This is a genomic window from Janthinobacterium agaricidamnosum NBRC 102515 = DSM 9628 (assembly GCF_000723165.1).
Taxonomy (GTDB): domain Bacteria; phylum Pseudomonadota; class Gammaproteobacteria; order Burkholderiales; family Burkholderiaceae_D; genus Janthinobacterium; species Janthinobacterium agaricidamnosum.
The window spans coordinates 2603862-2622058 of record NZ_HG322949.1 but is presented as its reverse complement, the minus strand read 5'-3'; the positions used below and the strand labels follow the sequence as shown (position 1 = coordinate 2622058).

At 61.0% G+C, this 18197-nt stretch carries 15 protein-coding genes and 1 tRNA gene; 8 read left to right on the top strand and 8 right to left on the bottom strand.

What is annotated here, in order from left to right; all coding sequences use genetic code 11:
* Window positions 1–125 precede the first annotated feature (125 nt).
* Together clpP and tig are read right to left on the bottom strand one after the other, a co-directional pair.
* A complete protein-coding gene (gene clpP / locus GJA_RS11110) occupies window positions 126–743 on the bottom strand; it encodes an ATP-dependent Clp endopeptidase proteolytic subunit ClpP (RefSeq protein ID WP_422567931.1) in 618 nt (205 codons plus the stop codon).
* A gap of 96 nt (window positions 744–839) precedes the next feature.
* A complete protein-coding gene (gene tig, locus GJA_RS11105) occupies window positions 840–2183 on the bottom strand; it encodes a trigger factor (protein ID WP_038499510.1) in 1344 nt (447 codons plus the stop codon).
* A 565-nt stretch (window positions 2184–2748) separates the two neighbouring features.
* On the opposite strand from tig, the gene GJA_RS11100 reads away from it, so the two are divergent.
* Together GJA_RS11100 and GJA_RS11095 are read left to right on the top strand one after the other, a co-directional pair.
* Complete coding sequence (locus tag GJA_RS11100; protein WP_038492084.1) at window positions 2749–2937, top strand: hypothetical protein; 189 nt, start codon at window positions 2749–2751, stop codon at window positions 2935–2937.
* 16 nt (window positions 2938–2953) lie between these two features.
* Window positions 2954–4450 carry a hypothetical protein gene (locus GJA_RS11095; protein WP_038492081.1) on the top strand — a complete coding sequence of 499 codons (1497 nt, stop codon included), beginning with the start codon at window positions 2954–2956 and terminating at the stop codon, window positions 4448–4450.
* A gap of 34 nt (window positions 4451–4484) precedes the next feature.
* Here the strand turns inward: GJA_RS11095 and GJA_RS11090 are convergent.
* The 3 genes from GJA_RS11090 to GJA_RS11080 form a co-directional block, all read right to left on the bottom strand.
* Window positions 4485–4567 (bottom strand) — tRNA-Leu (locus GJA_RS11090).
* Between the two features lie 266 nt (window positions 4568–4833).
* On the bottom strand, window positions 4834–7926 hold the full coding sequence (locus GJA_RS11085) for an efflux RND transporter permease subunit (RefSeq protein WP_038492078.1): 3093 nt from the start codon (window positions 7924–7926) through the stop codon (window positions 4834–4836).
* Window positions 7923–9068, bottom strand: coding sequence for an efflux RND transporter periplasmic adaptor subunit (locus GJA_RS11080; RefSeq protein ID WP_242404514.1), 1146 nt, complete (start codon window positions 9066–9068; stop codon window positions 7923–7925). Before GJA_RS11080 ends, GJA_RS11085 begins: the two co-directional genes overlap by 4 nt.
* Window positions 9069–9276: 208 nt before the next feature.
* Here GJA_RS11080 and hpnC point away from each other — a divergent pair, with 208 nt between their 5' ends.
* From hpnC to GJA_RS11055, 5 genes are all read left to right on the top strand, one after another.
* Entirely contained in the window at window positions 9277–10104 is an 828-nt protein-coding gene (gene hpnC, locus GJA_RS11075; RefSeq protein WP_038492075.1) for a squalene synthase HpnC, read from the top strand.
* A gap of 80 nt (window positions 10105–10184) precedes the next feature.
* A complete protein-coding gene (gene hpnD, locus GJA_RS11070) occupies window positions 10185–11018 on the top strand; it encodes a presqualene diphosphate synthase HpnD (protein WP_038492072.1) in 834 nt (277 codons plus the stop codon).
* Window positions 11011–12387, top strand: a complete 1377-nt coding sequence (gene hpnE / locus GJA_RS11065; protein ID WP_051780670.1) for a hydroxysqualene dehydroxylase HpnE — start codon at window positions 11011–11013, stop codon at window positions 12385–12387. Before hpnD ends, hpnE begins: the two co-directional genes overlap by 8 nt.
* A 158-nt stretch (window positions 12388–12545) precedes the next feature.
* Window positions 12546–13340: a DUF1700 domain-containing protein gene (locus GJA_RS11060; protein ID WP_038492069.1), complete on the top strand. Its 795-nt coding sequence runs from the start codon at window positions 12546–12548 to the stop codon at window positions 13338–13340.
* Window positions 13341–13382: 42 nt separating this feature from the next.
* Entirely contained in the window at window positions 13383–14189 is an 807-nt protein-coding gene (locus tag GJA_RS11055) for a GIN domain-containing protein (RefSeq protein WP_038492065.1), read from the top strand.
* Window positions 14190–14218: 29 nt separating this feature from the next.
* Here GJA_RS11055 and GJA_RS11050 read toward each other — a convergent pair whose 3' ends face one another.
* The gene (locus tag GJA_RS11050) at window positions 14219–16003 is read right to left on the bottom strand and encodes a putative bifunctional diguanylate cyclase/phosphodiesterase (protein WP_038492063.1); all 1785 of its coding nucleotides are present in this window, start codon (window positions 16001–16003) and stop codon (window positions 14219–14221) included.
* 345 nt (window positions 16004–16348) lie between these two features.
* Window positions 16349–17590: a TIGR03862 family flavoprotein gene (locus GJA_RS11045; RefSeq protein ID WP_038492059.1), complete on the bottom strand. Its 1242-nt coding sequence runs from the start codon at window positions 17588–17590 to the stop codon at window positions 16349–16351.
* 110 nt (window positions 17591–17700) lie between these two features.
* Between GJA_RS11045 and GJA_RS11040 the strand changes: the two genes are divergently transcribed.
* The gene (locus tag GJA_RS11040) at window positions 17701–17934 is read left to right on the top strand and encodes a hypothetical protein (RefSeq protein ID WP_051780668.1); all 234 of its coding nucleotides are present in this window, start codon (window positions 17701–17703) and stop codon (window positions 17932–17934) included.
* Here the strand turns inward: GJA_RS11040 and moaD are convergent.
* On the bottom strand, window positions 17931–18188 hold the full coding sequence (moaD, locus tag GJA_RS11035; RefSeq protein WP_038492052.1) for a molybdopterin converting factor subunit 1: 258 nt from the start codon (window positions 18186–18188) through the stop codon (window positions 17931–17933). The two genes, GJA_RS11040 and moaD, sit on opposite strands and share 4 nt — an antisense overlap.
* Window positions 18189–18197: the final 9 nt, after the last annotated feature.

Sequence of the window (18197 nt, the reverse complement as noted above, 5' to 3'; positions counted from 1 at the left end):
GCATATCAAATCATGGCACAAAGCAAAATAGCATGCGTGTGCACCATGCTACCTGAAATAAAAGCGAAACGCCCGAACGTGTTAAAGCGCCCGGGCGTTTTTTTAGCAATACCGGTAGGGGTGCATCAAGCGCGGCTGGTCAACACTTTGTCGATCAAGCCATACTCTGCGGCCTCGTCGGCGGACATGAAGCGGTCGCGGTCGGTATCCTTGGCGATCTGTTCGATCGTCTGGCCGGTGCGTTCCGCCATGATGCCGTTCAAGCGGGTGCGAAGGTACAGAATTTCGCGCGCCTGGATTTCGATATCGGACGCCATGCCTTGCGAGCCGCCCGACGGCTGATGAATCATGATGCGCGAGTTCGGCAGCGAAAAACGCTTGCCTTTCGCGCCAGCCGCCAGCAGGAACGCGCCCATCGAGGCGGCCATGCCGGTGCACAGCGTCGACACATCCGGCTTGATGAATTGCATGGTGTCGTAGATCGCCATGCCGGCCGATACCGAACCACCCGGCGAGTTGATGTACAGCGAGATATCCTTGTCCGGATTTTCGCTTTCCAGGAACAGCAATTGCGCCACCACCAGGTTGGCCATCTGGTCGTTGACCGGACCGACCATGAAAATCAGGCGCTCTTTCAGCAGGCGCGAATAAATATCGTAGGAGCGCTCGCCGCGGCCGCTCTGCTCTACCACCATCGGCACCAGGCCTAGCATTTCTGCGTCGAGTGCCGGATTACGGTTCATACCTGTCATGTTATTTCCTTGTGAAGCAGTCTGCGGATGATGATACCAGCCTGCCGCGCGGTTGGCCGGCACCATCATCCTGGAGTGCGAACTGGTTTACGCTTGTTGTGCGTTGCTTCCCATCAATTCGTCGAAGGCGACCGCTTTCGACGTTACTTTCGACAGGCCCAGCACGTAAGTGACGACGTTTTCTTCTAATACAAGGGCTTCGACTTCACCCAGGCGACGACGGTCGCTGTAGTAGTACTTCAGCACTTCGCGCGGGTCTTCGTAGCTTTGCGCGAAGTCTTCCACCTGCGCCTTGACTTGCTCAGGCGTGGCTTGCAGGTTGTTGTCGCCCACCAGTTGCGACAGGATCAGGCCCAGGCGCACGCGGCGCTCGGCTTTTTCAGCGAACAGTTCAGCTGGGAAAGGCACGTCCTTGACGTTCATGCCGCGCTGCGCCATGTCCTGGCGGGTCATTTCAGCCAGGCGCTCGGAGTCTTGTGCGACCAGGGCTTTTGGCACGTCCAGTTCAGCAACCTTGACCAGCGCGTCCATCACGCTTTCCTTGTTGCGGGCTTTGACGCGGCCGGCAACTTCACGTTCCAGGTTGACTTTGATGTCTTCGCGCATTTTGGCCAGGTCGCCATCGGCAACGCCCAGCGATTTGGCGAATTCCGCATCGACTTCCGGCAGGTGCGCCCATTCCAGCTTTTGCAGCGTGATGGTGAACGAGGCGGTCTTGCCGGCCACGTCTTTGCCATGGTAGTCCTCCGGGAATGCCAGCGGGAAGGTTTTCGCTTCGCCGACTTTCAGGCCGACGGTGGCTGCTTCGAACTCAGGCAGCATGCGGCCTTCGCCCAATACGAATGCGTAACCGTCAGCTTTGCCGCCCGGGAATTCAACGCCGTCGATAGCGCCGACGAAATCGACGGTCACGCGGTCGCCGTTGGCGGCAATCGCCGCGCCGCCGTCGCCGTGTTCGCCAGCTTCGCCCTTGGTGTGGAAATGCACGCGCTGTTTGCGCAGGATGTCGATGGTCTTGTCGATTTCAGCTTCCGACACTTCCGCCTTGACGGTTTCGATGTCAACGGTGGTCAGGTCGCCGATCACGACTTCCGGATAAACTTCGAACGTGGCGTCGAACGCCAGCACGCCTTCGGCGGCTTCTTCTTTCGGCACGATGTTCGGGAAACCGGCAACGCGCAGATTGTTTTCGTTGGCGGCGTCATTGAATGCACGACCGACTTTGTCATTCAACACTTCGGTTTCGATTTGATAACCGTATTGTGCTGCGACCATTTTTAAAGGAACCTTGCCCGGACGGAAGCCCGGCGCCTTAGCCGTACGGGCTTGCACTTTCAGGCGCTTCTCGACTTCCGTGCGGACGTCGGTCAGCGGGAAGGAGATGGTGATACGACGTTCGAGTTTGCCCAGGGTTTCGACTGCAGTTGCCATGTAAAAAATCGTCCAAAAAAATAAGATACTGTTGGTGCGAGCAAGGAAAATCCGGGCGTCCCTGCCTTCCGGCATCAGGCCATCCGTACTCCACCCGCGCTCGCATATTCATCTGTAACGCGCTGACAAACCGAGGTTTATGGTTCTGACTCCCCCGTCGCCAGGGTTTCCTAAATCAGCTTCCCAACCATCCTCCGCCCACAACACCGCAACAGGGCTCCGACCGTTCAACCCGGCTACGAGGAAAAGTCGCAGGGCTGAGCATAATTCGGTAAAGCGTGGCATTATAACAAAGGACTTACGGATGTGGCGAACGTTTACGGGACGGCCACAGTGGCGCCCCGCCGCACTCTCCCCCATTCGACAGTCCTCGATTCAACCAGGAACAAGCGGCAAGGCTTGAACCGATTCTTAGTATAAGCCATCCTGGCGCTCCAGCCCAAACAAGAAATGGCTGTGCATGGCATTTTTGATGGCAATTCCTTTGATTTTCATCAAACCCGAGCCCCTTCCGGCAAACCAACCCGGCATGGCTGCCCTCCAATCAAATTTACAGGAGGATGACATGAGCGACATTCAACATGCACAAGCCCAGGGAAACCACAGCAAAGCCAAGCTGCAAATGGTGCTTAGCAAGCTGCTCGATAACGTCAGCGACGATGACCTGAACACTATCCAGACCCAGGTCGATGAAATGGAGTTGAGCGCGCTGGCCGAAGGTCATCACGACCACGACCATCCGACGCGCGCCTAGGTGCTGGCGGCAGGCAATGATGCAATTTCCCGCCCCGGAACTGCTGGACACGCTGGAGCTGGCGCTGAGCAGCCATGCTGCGTTCGGCAACAGCGACTACATCCGACAACGCCAAGCGACCTGTTATCGACGCCGCCTGCACACGCTGTCGCCGGCCATGCCGGTGGCGGGACAATTGCTGAACGCCCTGAATGGCGCGACACAGCAGGTACAACTCGGCAATATAGGGGATACCGTGCTGCGTTGCGCCATCCAGCATGCGCAACGCCAGACCACGACGGGCGAAGCGTATGGCTTGCCGTTGGAACATTGCGCCGCAGTATTGCAGCAAGCCGTGCACAATGTCGAGGCGGGCCGTGACGAAGGCGTGCTGCTGACGGGATTGCAGCCCCGCCTGCGGCTGCACGACAGCCACCTGTGGCATGAAGAGCACGCCGACGACGTCGCCGGCCGCGCTTTCCGTTACCTGATGCAAGACAATTATGGCTCGCCGCTGTGCACGCCGACGCCGCAGGAAATCGCGATGCTGCAGCGCGGCTGGCAACTCTTGCAGCAATTGCTGCCGCTGGCCAGCCGCAGCGCACTGCGCCACGTGCAATTGATCGCGCTGTTTCCGAAGATCGGCGCGTGGGTTGAAAAAGCATCCAGTTCGCAATACCGCCTGAACGGCACCCTGTTCCTCAGCCGCGACCTGATCGGCAATCCGTGGTGGGTGGCGGAACATTTGCTGCATGAATCGCTGCACCAGAAACTGTACGACTTCCGCCATGGCCATACGCTGCTGACGCCCGGCTACCAGCGCGACGATGCGGCGCGCATCTGTTCGCTGTGGAACGCGCCGGACGCCAGCCAATCGAATCACTGGGATGCGCACCGCGCCATCGCCGCCTTCCACGTCTACGTGCACCTGGCGCTGCTGTGCAGCGTCGCGGAGCAGCGCGAAGCCGAACTGGCGCCGGCTTACGGCCCGATCGACAATATGATGAGCGGCAGTCGCCGCGCGATCGACCGGTCGCGCTATCTGGGCCGGCAAATCCAGACCGTCGGCTGGAACGAATACGGCGAAGCGGGACGGCGCATGGTGAACTGGCTGATGGCGGTGCTCGATGAACTCGATACCGCACCACGGCCGGACGGCGCTTACGCCCACCTGCTGCTGGACCTGTACCAGCGGCAAACCAGGCAAGTCGAAAAATTCATCGCCGGCGGCGACAGGGCGCTGGCCAGTCAGTTGCAGGAACGCATGCAGCAAGAAGTCACCGGCGCCGAAATGGCGCTCAGCACGGCCGCCGCCACGCAGGAAAGAAAACGGTTCCGGCAGGTACTCGACCAGTTGCTGAGCAACGATGTCGCGACCAGCTATCCGGCGGTGCGCAAGCTGATCAGCAAAACCTTGTTGGAAGTGAGCGCCACGCAAGATTTGCGCGCCACTGAAAATGCGACGGGAGAAATGATCAAGAAGATGGTGCAGCAATCGAGCATGCAGCTCAGCGCCATGGGCGTGCTGGTTTGATCGCAAACCATGATTGCATGATTGCACCTATGACTGGTGCGGATGGGGAGACTCGAACTCCCAAGCCGAAGCACTGGCTTCTAAGACCAGCGTGTCTACCAATTCCACCACATCCGCTTTGAACGCCTCACAGAACATCCATGGCCGCGTTGCATTGACTTGCCGTACATTCGTACTGCCTGCGCCCATGCGGCTTGCCCTGAACCGTTTGTCAGGCGATCTTATTTTGCTGCCGTATTCTGCGACTTGTTGATTTTAACAAGCCGCGGGGTTTCTGGCTAGCTCCATCCCAAGCCGGTTGGCATGCGCCGAAACAAGAAGGCGGCATTCTACTGGATTTTTCAGCAGAATGCCGCGTTTTTTACTATATGGCAAAAACGGCGTTATTCCGGCGCCGTCGCTTGCGGCTTGCGGACCCGGAACCAGGCCGCATACAAGGCCGGCAAGAACAACAGCGTCAGCGCGGTCGCCAGGATCAGGCCGCCCATGATGGCGACCGCCATCGGCCCCCAGAACACGGAGCGCGACAGCGGTATCATCGCCAGCGCGGCGGCGGCGGCGGTCAGCACGATCGGCCGGCAGCGGCGCACCGCCGATTCGATGATCGCATCCCACGGCGCGGCGCCGGCCTGGATATCTTGCTCGATCTGGTCGATCAGGATCACCGAGTTGCGGATGATCATGCCGAACAGCGCGATGACGCCCAGGTTGGCGACAAAACCCAGCGGACGGTGCAACAGCAGCAGCGCCGCCGCCGCGCCGGCCACGCCCAGCGGCCCGGTCAGGAACACCAGCAGCGCGCGCGAAAAACTATGCAGCTGCAACATCAATAAAGTAAAGATGATGAAGATCGCCAGCGGCAAGTTGGCGGCGATCGACGCTTCCGCCGCGCCGCTGTCGGCCGCCGCGCCCTTGACGGCAATCCGGTAACCGGGCGGCAACTGGGCGCGCAAGGCGTTCAGTTTCGGATCGATCTGGCCCGACACGGTCGGCCCCTGGATGCCGTCGGCCACGTCGGCCTGCACGGTAATGGCCCAGTCGCGCCCTTCGCGCCACACCACGCCAGGCTCCCACACAAAATGCACCCGCGCCAATTGCGAAATCGTCACCGGCTTGCCGGAGGAGGTTGCAATATTGGTGTCGTTCAAGACTGACATCGTCGACCGTTCATCGAGCGGCTGGCGCACCTGGATATCGATCAGCTTATTGTCCTCACGGAACTGGCCGACGGTAGTGCCGGTCAAGATCGTATTGACTGTGCGCATCACCGCTTGCGAGGTGACGCCGACGGCGCGCAACTTGTCCTGATCCAGGTCCAGCCGCAATACCTTGATCGATTCATTCCAGTTATCGTTGACGCCGACAGTATTCGGGTTGCTCCGCATGATGTCCTTGACGTCGTCGGCGATCGCCCTGACCTTGGCCACTTCGGTGCCGCTGACGCGGAATTGCACCGGATACGGCACCGGTGGCCCATTCGGCAAGAATTTGACGCGGCCGCGCACTTCCGGAAAGTCGTTCTTGAAAATGGCGACGATCTTGTCGCGCAAGATGCCGCGCGCTTCCAGGCTGCTCGGCAAGACGACAAATTGGGTGACGTTGGTTTGCGGGAAAATCTGATCCAGCGGCAAATAAAACCGCGGGCTGCCGGTGCCGACGTAGGCTGTCACGCTGCGCACGCCGTCGAGCTTGCGCACGAAGCTTTCGAATTTCTTCGCCTGCGCTTCGTTGGCGGCGAACGTCGTGCCCTCCGGCGTCCACATTTCGACCATCAATTCGGGCCGGCTGGAATCGGGGAAGAATTGCTTCTCGATAAAATTAAAACCGTAGATACCCAGCGCAAAGATCGCCAGGGTTGCCGCGATGGTGGTCTTGCGCCACTCGACGCACCAGGTGACGGCCGCGCGGAAACGCCGGAAACCCGGCGTATCGAACAATTCATGGTCGCCATTGGCGTGCGGCTTGACCTTCAACAGCACATACCCGATGTACGGCGTAAACACCACCGCCACCACCCACGAAATGACCAGCGCCAGCGCATTCACCGAAAACAGCGAAAATGTATATTCGCCGGCGGCCGACTTGGCCAGGCCGATCGGCAAGAAACCCGCCACCGTGATCAGCGTGCCGGTCAACATCGGCATCGCCGTCGACGTGTAGGCGAAAGTGGCCGCATCGAGGCGCGAAAAGCCCTCTTCCATCTTGCGCACCATCATTTCGACGGCGATGATGGCGTCGTCGACCAGCAAGCCCAGCGCAATGATCAGCGCGCCCAGCGAAATCTTGTGCAAGTCGATGTCGAGCATGCGCATGCATAAAAACGTCACCGCCAATACCAGCGGGATCGTCAGCGCCACCACCAGGCCCGGCCGCACGTCGAGGCGGAATGGCCTGGTATGCAAGCCCAGCGCGAGAAAACTGACGGCCAGCACGATCAGCACCGCTTCGATCAAGGTATGGACGAATTCGCCGACCGACGCCGTCACGGCTTCCGGCTGATTCGAGACGCGCTCCAGTTCTATGCCGACTGGCAACTGGCCTTTCAGGCGCGTCAACGTCGCTTCCAGGTTCTTGCCCAGGTTAATGATGTTGCCGCCCTTTTCCATCGAGACGCCGAGGCCGATCACTTCCTTGCCGTTAAAACGCATCTTGTCTTGCGGCGGATCCTGGAATGCACGCTTGACGATGGCGAAATCGCCGAGCCGGAAGGTGGTGCCATTGGCGCGCAATTGCAGGTTTTCCAGGTCCTTGACGGTTTTCAGTGCGCCGCTGACGCGCACTTGCAGGTTGTCGGTCGGCGTCACCAGCACGCCGCTGCCTTCGACCGCATTCTGGCTGCCGATCTGGCTGACGATGGCGTCGAACGGAATGCCGAGTTGCGCGAATTTCTTTTGCGAAAACTCGATATTGATCTTTTCGTCTTGCACGCCGAACAGTTCAACCTTGGACACCAAGCCGACGCCGAGTAATTGCTGGCGCACGAAGTCGGCGTAATCTTTCATCTCGGCATAGGTAAAACCGTCGCCGGACAAGGCAAAGATGGAACCGTAGGTGTCGCCGAATTCATCGTTGAAGAATGGCCCGATGACGCCGGCCGGCAAGGTGCCGCGGATATCGCCGATCTTCTTGCGCACCTGGTACCACGCGGCGGCGGTGTCCCTGGGTGGCGCCGACTCACGCAGCTTGAGCAAGATCAAGGTTTGACCGGGTTTCGAATAACTGCTGATTTCATCGATATACGGCGTTTCCTGCAACTTCTTTTCCAGCTTGTCGGTGACCTGGTCGGCCATTTGCAAGGCGGTCGCGCCCGGCCAGCTGGCTTGCACCACCATCGCGCGGAAGGTAAACGGCGGATCTTCATCCTGCCCCAGGCTGGCGTAGCTGAGCATGCCGCCGATCAGCAGCACCGCGATCAGGTAACGCGTCAGCGCAATATGCTCCAGCGCCCAGCGCGACAGGTTAAAACCGCCCTTCATTTCGTATTCCCTGCAGCAATCAAGCCGGGTGCGACCGGATGACCGGTCAAGTCATCGCCGAGGATCTTGACTTTCTGGCCCGGCTTCAGCAGGTTGACGCCGGCCGTGACCACGCTCTGGCCCGCCTTGATGCCGCCGGCCAGCAAGATGTCGTTGCCGCTGACGCCGCCGACCGTGACCGGCACCAGCCGTACCGCGCCGTTTTCGGCCAGCCACACCGAGGTGGTCGACTTTTCATAATACAAGGCCGTCAGCGGCACCTTGATCTGCGGCGCCGCCGTTTGCGATGAGAAACGCACCACCGCCGTCATGCCCAGCCGCGCTTCGGTGTAACTGTCCGGCAAGCTGACCTTGACCGCATAGGTACGCGTGGCCGGATCGGCCGCCGGCGACACTTCGCGGATCTTGCCGGCCACGCTATGCTGCGGATCGGCCCACAGCCGCACCTGCACGTCCGAAATATGGCGCATGATCTCGACCTTGTCTTCCGGAATGCCGATCAAGACTTCCTTGTCGCCCGACTTGGCCAGCCGCACCACCGGCGTGCCGGGCGCCACGACTTGCCCGACATCGGCGTCGACCGCCGTCACCACGCCATCGACATCGGCCAGCAAGCTGGCGTAACGGGCCTGATTGCTTTGTCCGCGCAACGCGGCCTGCGCCGCATCGACATTCGACTGCGCCGCCGTCAAGGTGGTTTCCTTGCTGTCGAGCACAGCCTGGCTGACGAAGTTTTGCGCGCGCAACTCCTGGTAGCGTTTCAGTTCGGCGCGCGCCAGGTCGCGGTTGGTTTCCGCGCCGCGCAAGGACGCTTGCGCCTGGGCTTGCGACAATTGCAAATCCTGCGGATCGAGTTGCATCAGCACCTGGCCGCGCTTGACTTGCGCGCCCGGATCGACCTTGCGTCCGATGACCTTGCCAGCCACCTGGAAACCCAGCCGCGATTCGACCCGGGCCCTTACCTCGCCGGAAAATTCGGCATTCACATCGGCATTGCTGCTGCTTAACACCAATACCCGCACCGGGCGGATATCCTCGGTTTTTGGGACGGGTTTGGAACAGGCGGTCACGATAACAGCGCCGATCAGCATGACCGCGGCGGGCGCCGGTCGAATAAGGCGCAGGGTTTTCAGGGCAAACAAGGTATTTTCCTTTACTATGCGGACTATTTGATTATTTACGGCAACTCTACACTGTTGTTCGCCATGCAAGACCATAAACTTGTGGCAACATCAATTTACTACTATTATTACAACATGAAAAAGTAAATGACTTTCGGTTTAGTAATTATAGTCGTGCCAAAAATGTTTTGAAATGACTTTCGCGTCATTAATCCAGATAAGTGTTTTCATGTCAGTAGACCATTACGAGAATTTCCCAGTAGCATCTTTTCTGTTGCCGCGCCGGTTGGTGCCGGCGGTCGAAGCGATTTACGCCTTTGCCCGCAGCGCGGACGACCTGGCCGACGAAGGCGACGCCACGCCATCGGAACGGCTGGCGGCGCTGAACGCCTACGAAGCGGCGCTGGCCCGCATCGAACGCCAGGAAGGCGGCGGCAACCCGATGTTCGACAAGCTCGCCGGCATCATCGCCAAGCATCATTTGCCGATCAAACCCTTCTACGACTTATTGTCCGCCTTCAAGCAAGACGTGGCCGTGACCCGCTACGCCAGCTATGACGACTTGCTCGACTATTGCCGGCGCTCGGCGAATCCGGTCGGCTTGCTGATGCTGAACCTGTACGGCCAGGCCGATGACGACAATGTGCGCGATTCGGACGCCATCTGCAGCGCCTTGCAACTGATCAACTTCCTGCAAGACGTCGCGATCGACCAGCAAAAAGAGCGCATTTACATCCCGATGGATGACATCAACCGTTTTGCGGTCTCGCCGGCCAGTTTCGAGCGCAGCGAAGCGCACGGCAAGTGGAGCGCGCTGATGCGTTTTGAAGTGGCCCGCACCCGGGCGCTGATGCTGAGCGGCGCGCCGCTGGCCTTGCGCCTGCGCGGCCGCATCGGCTGGGAATTGCGGCTGGTGGTGCAAGGCGGCTTGCGCATCCTGGAAGCGATCGAGGCGGTCAATTACGACGTCTTCCGGCGCCGTCCGACCTTGCAAAAACGCGACTGGCTGGTGATTTTCTGGCGCGCCCTGCGCATGTCGCCGCGCCGCCTGACGTAAAAAAGCGCCTTTCCCCTTCCATACTGGCGCTTCATCTATAGAATAGCGTCTTCGATGCGCAACCCCTTGCTCCTTTATTTATGTCACCCGACGAATATTGCCAACAAAAAGCCGCCCAGAGCGGTTCCAGTTTTTACTACAGCTTCCTGTTCCTGCCGCCGGAACGGCGCCGCGCGATCACCGCGCTGTACGCCTTTTGCCGCGAAGTCGACGACACCGTCGATGAATGCACCGACGAGGCGGTGGCGCGCACCAAGCTGGTGTGGTGGCGCAAGGAAGTCAAGGCCATGTTCGAGGGCAATCCGGCGCATCCGGTGATGCGCGCGCTGCAGCCGCACCTGGAGACCTACACGCTGGAAGAAAAATACCTGCAAGCCATCATCGACGGCATGGAAATGGACTTGAACCAGACCCGCTACCTGGATTACCAGGCGATGACGCGTTATTGCTGGCATGTGGCCAGCGTGGTCGGCATTTTATCGGCCAGCATCTTCGGCGCGACCAGGCCGGAAACCTTGCTGTACGCGGAAAAACTGGGCCATGCTTTTCAGTTGACCAACATCATCCGCGACGTCGGCGAAGATGCGCGCAAGGGGCGCATTTATTTGCCGATCAATGAACTGCAGCAATTCAATGTCACGGCGGCCGATTTGCTCAATGCCCGCCACAGCGAAAATTTCGAAAACCTGATGCGCTTCCAGGTGGCGCGCGCGCAAACCGCCTACGACGAAGCGTTCGCGCTGTTGCCGCAGGAAGACCGGCGCGCCCAGCGCCCCGGCCTGATCATGGCGGCGATTTACCGCACGCTGCTGACCGAGGTCGAACGCGACGGTTATCATGTGCTGAAGCAGCGCATTTCGCTGACGCCGATCCGCAAGCTGTGGCTGGCATGGAAGACCTATATCCGTGGCTAAACGGCAAGCCGGCGCCGGCCCGGTGAAACACATTGCCGTCGTCGGTGCCGGTTGGGCCGGCTGCGCCGCCGCCGTCGAATTGAGCCGGCTCGGCCACCAGGTAACGCTGTTCGAGGCGGCGCGCACGCTGGGCGGCCGGGCCCGGCGCATTGAGGCTGACGGCAGGCGGCTCGACAATGGCCAGCATATCTTGCTCGGCGCTTATACCGAAACCCTGCGCCTGCTGGCGCTGGTCGGCCAGGCCCCGGAAAAAGTCTTGCTCAACCTGCCGCTGCAAATGCGTTATGTGCCGGGCGCGGGCGGCATGGATTTTATTGCCCCGCGCTGGCCGGCGCCATGGCATTTGGCGGCGGCATTGCTGCGCGCCAAGGGTTTGGCGCGTGCCGACAAGATGGCGCTGGCCCGTTTTTCCAGCGCGGCGCGCTGGATGGGCTGGCAATTGCACCGTGATTGCAGCGTCAGCGAATTGCTGGAACGTTTCGATCAAACGCCGCGTCTGATTCAATTGATGTGGCGCCCATTGTGCTTGGCAGCATTGAATACGCCGCCGGAACGGGCTTCCGCGATCGTGTTCCTGAATGTCTTGCGCGACAGCCTGGGCGCGAAAAAACGCCGCGCCTCCGACATGCTGATTCCGAAGGCCGATTTGAGCGCCCTGCTGCCGGACGCCGCCGCCGCCTTTGTCGAACAGCATGGCGGCACGCTGCGCAGCGCCAGCAAGGTCGAAACGCTGCGCCGGCACGATGACGGCCAGTGGCACATCGGCGTGCGCGGCGCGGCGGCGGAGGAAAGCCTGCGGTTCGACGGCGTGGTGCTGGCGGCGCCGGCCAGCCAGGCCGCCGTCTTGCTGAATCAGTTGCCCGGTGAACAGACCAGGCCGCTGGTGGCACAATTGACGGCGTTCGCATCGGAAGCGATCACCACCTGCTACCTGCAGTACGACCCTGGCGTCAGGCTGGATTGGCCGTTTTTTGCATTGATCGACGACCCGCAGCAATACCAGTGGGGCCAGTTCGTGTTCGACCGCGGCCAGCTCGATGCATCGCAGGCCGGTTTGCTGGCAGTGGTCATCAGCGCTTCCGGCGCGGCGGCCGAGCAAGGCCAGGCCTTGCTGGCCGAAGCCGTGGCGGTGCAACTGGCGGTCGCCTTCCAGCGCCCGGAACTGGGTCAGCCGTCATGGTTCCAGGTGATCACTGAAAAACGCGCCACCTTTGCCTGCGCGCCGGGCTTGTCGCGGCCAGCCAATGCCAGCGGCTGGCCCGGCCTGGCCCTGGCCGGCGACTATACGAGCAGCGACTACCCCGCCACCATCGAAGCGGCGGTGCGCAGCGGCCTGGCGGCGGCGCATTGCCTTTTTAAAACGTCTTGATCCCGCGCCTGGAACGCTTGCGGCGCACCGCATATCGGCCGCTGGCGTCGTCTGGCCCGTCAATCGTGCAGCCTGTCGCAAGCCATTGGCGTCCGGGCAAGGATTTGCGTACAGTCATATCGTTGACCCAAGCATCTCCATCGATCGTGAGCTAGCATATGAGCAAACTGGAATACATCGCGGCACTCAGGGGCGCCCTGGCCGGGTTGCCGCCGGACATCATCGCCAGGACGCTGGCCTATTACGAGCAGCGTTTCGTCGATGGCCAGGCAGTCGGCCGCAGCGAGGAAGATATCGCCAGGGAATTGGGCGATCCGAAGAAAATCGCCTTGACGCTGCGCACCAACAGCCATATGAAGGCGTTCGAGCACAAGAAAACCCCGTTCAACTTGCTGCGCCTGCTGGCCTCGCTGATCGGCCTGGCCATCTTCAACCTGTTCATGGTGGTGCCGGCGCTGGTCTATGCGGCGTTGCTGGCGGCCCTGTATGCGGCGGCGCTGGGGTTTTATGTGGCCGGCATCGCGATCACCGCCAGCGGTTTGTCGGGCGCCAATGAATTGGTGCTGGAAGGCCCGTTGCGCCACTGGATAGCGATCGACGACAATGATAGCGACGACCAGGCCAGGCAAACCAGGATTTCAATCAGTGAAAACGGCATCAATATTTATCAGGAACCGGTGCCGCGCGACAAAGCGGCGCCAGTTGCCGAGGACGACGACGAACAGCAGGCGTCGCCATCGCGGGTGATACGGCAAGCCGAGAAATTGGCCGGCGGCGTGCGCGTATCGACCGACCTGGAACAAGGGTCGCGCAGCACCCAGGCGCTGTTCGGCCTCGGCATGGTGATAGCCGGCATCCTGCTGTTCCTGCTCAGTCTGGTGGTATCGCACTACACGCTGCTCGGCATCAAGCGCTACATCGCGATGAATGTTTCCATGCTGAAGGGCCACTAGGATGCCAGCCATGCCACGCCATCACACCATCGGGAGCCAGCCATGCGCACATTAATCAAGGTAGGCGCCAGCCTGCTGCTGCTGGCCTTCGCGCTGATCGCCGTGTCGTACAGCATGTTGCGCACGCAAGGCGTCAGCAGCCCGAACAGTGCCGCCGGACGCGCGCTGCGCAGCGAAGTGCGCCAGGTCAGCGCCGACATCACCGTGATCGACTTGAACGGCCCGATCAACCTGACCCTGCGCAAGGGCGCCACGGCGTCGCTGAAAGTGCGCGGCGAACAGCGGCTGCTGGGCAATATCGATACCAGCGAAGACGGCAATACCCTGCACATCGGCCCGAAAGGCATGCTGCTGCACCACCGCCAACCGTTGTCGGTCGAACTGGTCCTGCCTTGGCTGGCACAACTGGAAGTGCACGGCAACGGCGACAGCAGCGTCAATGGTTTCAGCGGCGACAGCTTCGTGCTGAAAGTGCACGGTTCCGGCAATGTGACCTTCAATGGCCGCTTCAAGGAAATCGTCGCCAGCGTGTACGGCAGCGGCGATGTGAACTTGAACGGCGGCAATAGCGACAGCGTGGAACTGGAAATGGTCGGTTCCGGCCAGATCACCGCCAGCGGCGGCAGCAAGGAAGTCAAGGCGACGCTGACCGGCTCGGGCGACATCGACGCCGAACACTTGTCGGCCGACAAGGTCGAAGTCTTGCTGCAAGGATCGGGCACAACCTCGGTCTACGCCCGCAAGGAAGCCGAGCTGACCTTGCGCGGCAGCGGCGACATCAAGGTGCGCGGCAATCCGGAACGGCGCAGCAGCAACCGCACCGGTTCGGGCGAAATCAGCTGGGATTGAGTCGTTTGAGACCCGCCGCTTGAGCTTCGTCAGTTCAGGATGGGACTGGGCCGGCGCGCATAATCGCGGCACCAATCCTCGAAGGCGATTCTTTCCAGCGGCCGCGCAAACAGATACCCTTGCGCCTCGTCGCAGCCGGCCTGCTCCAGGAAAGACAGTACCGGCGCGGTTTCTATGCCTTCCGCCACCACCCGGTGGCCCAGGTCGTGCGACAGCGTGATCATGGTGCGCACCAGCGCCCGCTTGCGCTCATTATGGTCCAGGTCGCGGATGAACGACTGGTCGATCTTGACCACGTCGGCTGGCATGCTCTGCAGATACGACAGGCTGCTGTAGCCGGTGCCGAAATCGTCGATGGCGAGCCGGATGCCGGTGGCGGCGATCGCATCGAGCGTGGCCTGGGCTTTTTTCGGATGCTCCATGATCGCGCTTTCCGTGATTTCCAGTTCCAGGCAATCGGCCGGCAAGCCGTGGCGCACCAGGCCCAGCGCGATGCGCTCGACAAAGTCCGGCTCCAGCAAGTTGGCCGGCGACACATTCACCGACAACTGCAGCAGCAAGCCGGCCTTGCGCCACATGGCTTGCTGGCGCAGCGCCGCTTCCATGACCCAGGCGGTGGTGCTGCGCGCCATCGCCGAACGCTCGATGACCGGAATGAATTCACCGGGCGACACATGTCCCAGCGCCGGATGGCGCCAGCGCAGCAGCGCCTCGGCGCCGATGCAGCAGCCCGACGCCAGGTCGATGCGCGGCTGGAACACCAGCCGCAGTTGATCCTGCCGCTCCAGCGCCGCGCCGAATTCATTGAGCAGCGTGAAACGGCGCTGGTACGCCGCATCTTCGGCCCATGAATAGGCGGCCACCAGGCTGGCGCAATCGAGCGCATCCTGGGCCGCGCTATGCCCCATGCGCAATACGTCCAGGCAATCGGCGTGGCCCAGCTCGAATGGCGCGACGCCGATCGATGGCGTGGCCACGAAGCGCGTCCTGGCGGTGCTGGTGACCAGGTGTATTTTTTCGCGCAGCAAGACCAGATACGGCTCCAGCGTCGCCTCGGGCGGCGCGATCAGCACGAACTGCGCGGCCGCCACATGATACACGGTAAGCCTGGGGCCGACTTCGCTGCGTATCCATTGCACCGCTTCCGACACCACTTCGTCCAGATAAGAGGAATTCATCACCCGCGCGGCATTGCTCAATTGCTCGGGCGTGGTCAGGTTGATCAAGACCGCCAGCCTTTGCTCGCCCGCCGGGCGGTGCATTTGCAAGTCATTGAAATCTTCGATGAACTGATTCCGGTTCGGCAAACCGCTGAGCGGATCGATGCGACCCAGCGCATTCTGCAATTCGATTTGCGACATCACCATCGCCGCCATGTCGGCCAGCGACGCCAGCTCGTCGTCGCTGGCCTGGCGCGGCGCCAGCCCCAGCACGCACATCGCTCCCAGGCAATGGCCGTCGGACGCGATCAGCGGCGCGCCGGCGTAAAAGCGCACGCCGTTATCGGCCAGCAAGCTGTCCCGGAAGAAATCATGCTGCAGCAAATCCGGCACCACCACCATGCCGCCACTTTCCGCGACCATCGCACAAGGCGCGCGCAGCCGCGGTATCCAGGTGTGGGCCACGCCGACCCGCGACTTGAACCATTGGCGGTCGGAATCGGTCAGCGACACCGCCGCGATCGGCAAGTCGAAAATCCGCGCCGCCATCCGCGTAATCCGGTCAAACGATTCGCTCGGCGCGGTATCGAGCAAATTGAGCTTGTATAGCGAGTCCAGCCGCAAGGCTTCATTCAATTGGCGATCGTCATTCATCGGATGCTCACTGTAATGATACGTATCAGTACAAGAATGGCGCTAGACGTACGAATAAACGGTGCCATACGGCACACGGCAAAACAGTGCCGTGCCAGCGCGTTAAAACATTGCCTGTAGCCAACAGAGTAGCATCGCTGAGCAAACCTCTACATTGCGGGAAAGCAATTGTGGTCGATTAAATCGATGTCAGGAATGATAAAAAATTCTGACAAAAAATCTGACGAAAAAAGCGGCCGGGCAAACTGCTGCGTACAGGAAACCGGTCAGGCACAAGGCTGCTGTTCATTACTCCAACAACTCGCCATGACCGGCCAATATCGCATTAGACTGACTTGCTGGTGTTTAGTTCGCGTTGGCAAGCCATGACAACGCTTGCCGTCCCGCGGCATGACCGCTGGCTAGGCAGGCGGTCAGCAAATAACCGCCGGTCGGCGCTTCCCAGTCCAGCATTTCGCCGGCCGCGAATACGCCCGGCAACGCGGTCAGCATCAATTGATCCAAGCCATCGAAGCAAACCCCGCCGGCGCTGCTGATGGCTTCGTCGATCGGCCGCGGCCTCAGCAGGCGCAACGGCAGCATCTTGATCGCATGCGCCAGGCGCAGCGGGTCGGCGAATTCAGCCGCGCTGATGCATTCGCGCAGCAAGCCCGCTTTGACGCCCTTGATGCCGAGCCGGCTTTGCAGATGGCTGGACATCGAACGCGCGCCGCGCGGCCGCGTCACTTCATCGATGACGCGCTGCAAGCTCCAGTCCGGCGCCAGGTCGAGATGGATCAGCGTACTGCCGGTGGCATTGATCTGCTCCCGCAACGCGGCCGACAAGGCATACACCAGGCTGCCTTCGATGCCGCCCGCACTGACCACGAACTGGCCTTGCTTGCGCACCGTTTTCCCATCGGCATCGGTGGCGATGATGGCCACCGTGGTCAACGGATGGCCGGCGTAGCGGCTGCTGAAATGTGTGCTCCAGTCGATATCGAAACCGCAATTGGCCGGCTGTAACGGCGCCAGCGGCACGCCGTGTTGCGCCAGCAACGGCAGCCAGGCGCCGTCGGAACCGAGGCGGGCCCAACTGCCGCCGCCCAGCGCCAGGATCACCGCGTCGGCATCGGCCAGCACCGGCCCGGCGGGCGTGTCGAAGGCCAGTTGCGCGCCGGTCCAGCCGGTCCAGCGGTGGCGCATATGGAATTGCACGCCGGCTTCGCGCAAGCGGTGCAGCCACGCGCGCAGCAACGGCGCTGCTTTCATATCGGATGGAAACACCCGCTTCGAACTGCCGACAAAGGTTTCCACGCCCAGGCCATGCACCCAGTCGCGCACCGCCTCCGGCCCGAACCCATCCAGCATCGGCAGCAAGTCGGCGCGGCGCTGGCCGTAGCGCGTGACAAAGTCGGCGTACGGTTCGGCGTGGGTGATATTCATGCCGCCGCGTCCGGCCAGCAAAAATTTGCGGCCGACCGACGGCATTGCATCGTACAGATCGACGGCTGCGCCGCCGGCGGACAGCGTCTGGGCCGCCATCAAACCGGCCGGACCGCCGCCGATCACCACGACACGGGGAGTAACTGAATGACTGAAAGACATGATAGATTTCGATCGACAAGAAAATTCGCCGCATTTTACGCGGCAAAGCGTGCAATTTAGTGCATACTTGCGGGAACAAGTGCTGTTAATACAAATCTCTGGAGATCGACATGACAGGTATGGGATACTGGATCACACGCTACCTGCTGGCAAGCGGCATTTTATTCATCATCCTGGCGCTGGTGGAATTGAGCAAAGGCACGCCCAGCACGATCGACCTGCTGAGCGCGCTGGCCTGGTCGCTGGTCGCGTCGGCCATCTTCATCGGCTCCAAATACTGGCGCGCCCGCAAGCAGTTGACCTGCACCATCTGCACCACCGACAAGCCAAACTCCAAGTCTTAACCGCCGGTCACTGGCGGGAAGAACGCCACTTCGCAAGCGTCAGGCAACGGCGTGTCGGCATGGCACATGACTTGATTGCAAGCCATGCGCAGCGCCCGCCCTTCGCCCAGCGCTTCGGCCCAGGCGCCGCCGCGGGCGATCAGCACAACCCGCAACTCGCCCACCGTCGCCAACGGCGCATCCAATTCCAGCACTTCTTGCGACATGCCCAGTGCTTCACGCACGCTGGCAAAAAAACGCAGCGTAATCTTCATATTTTCAAC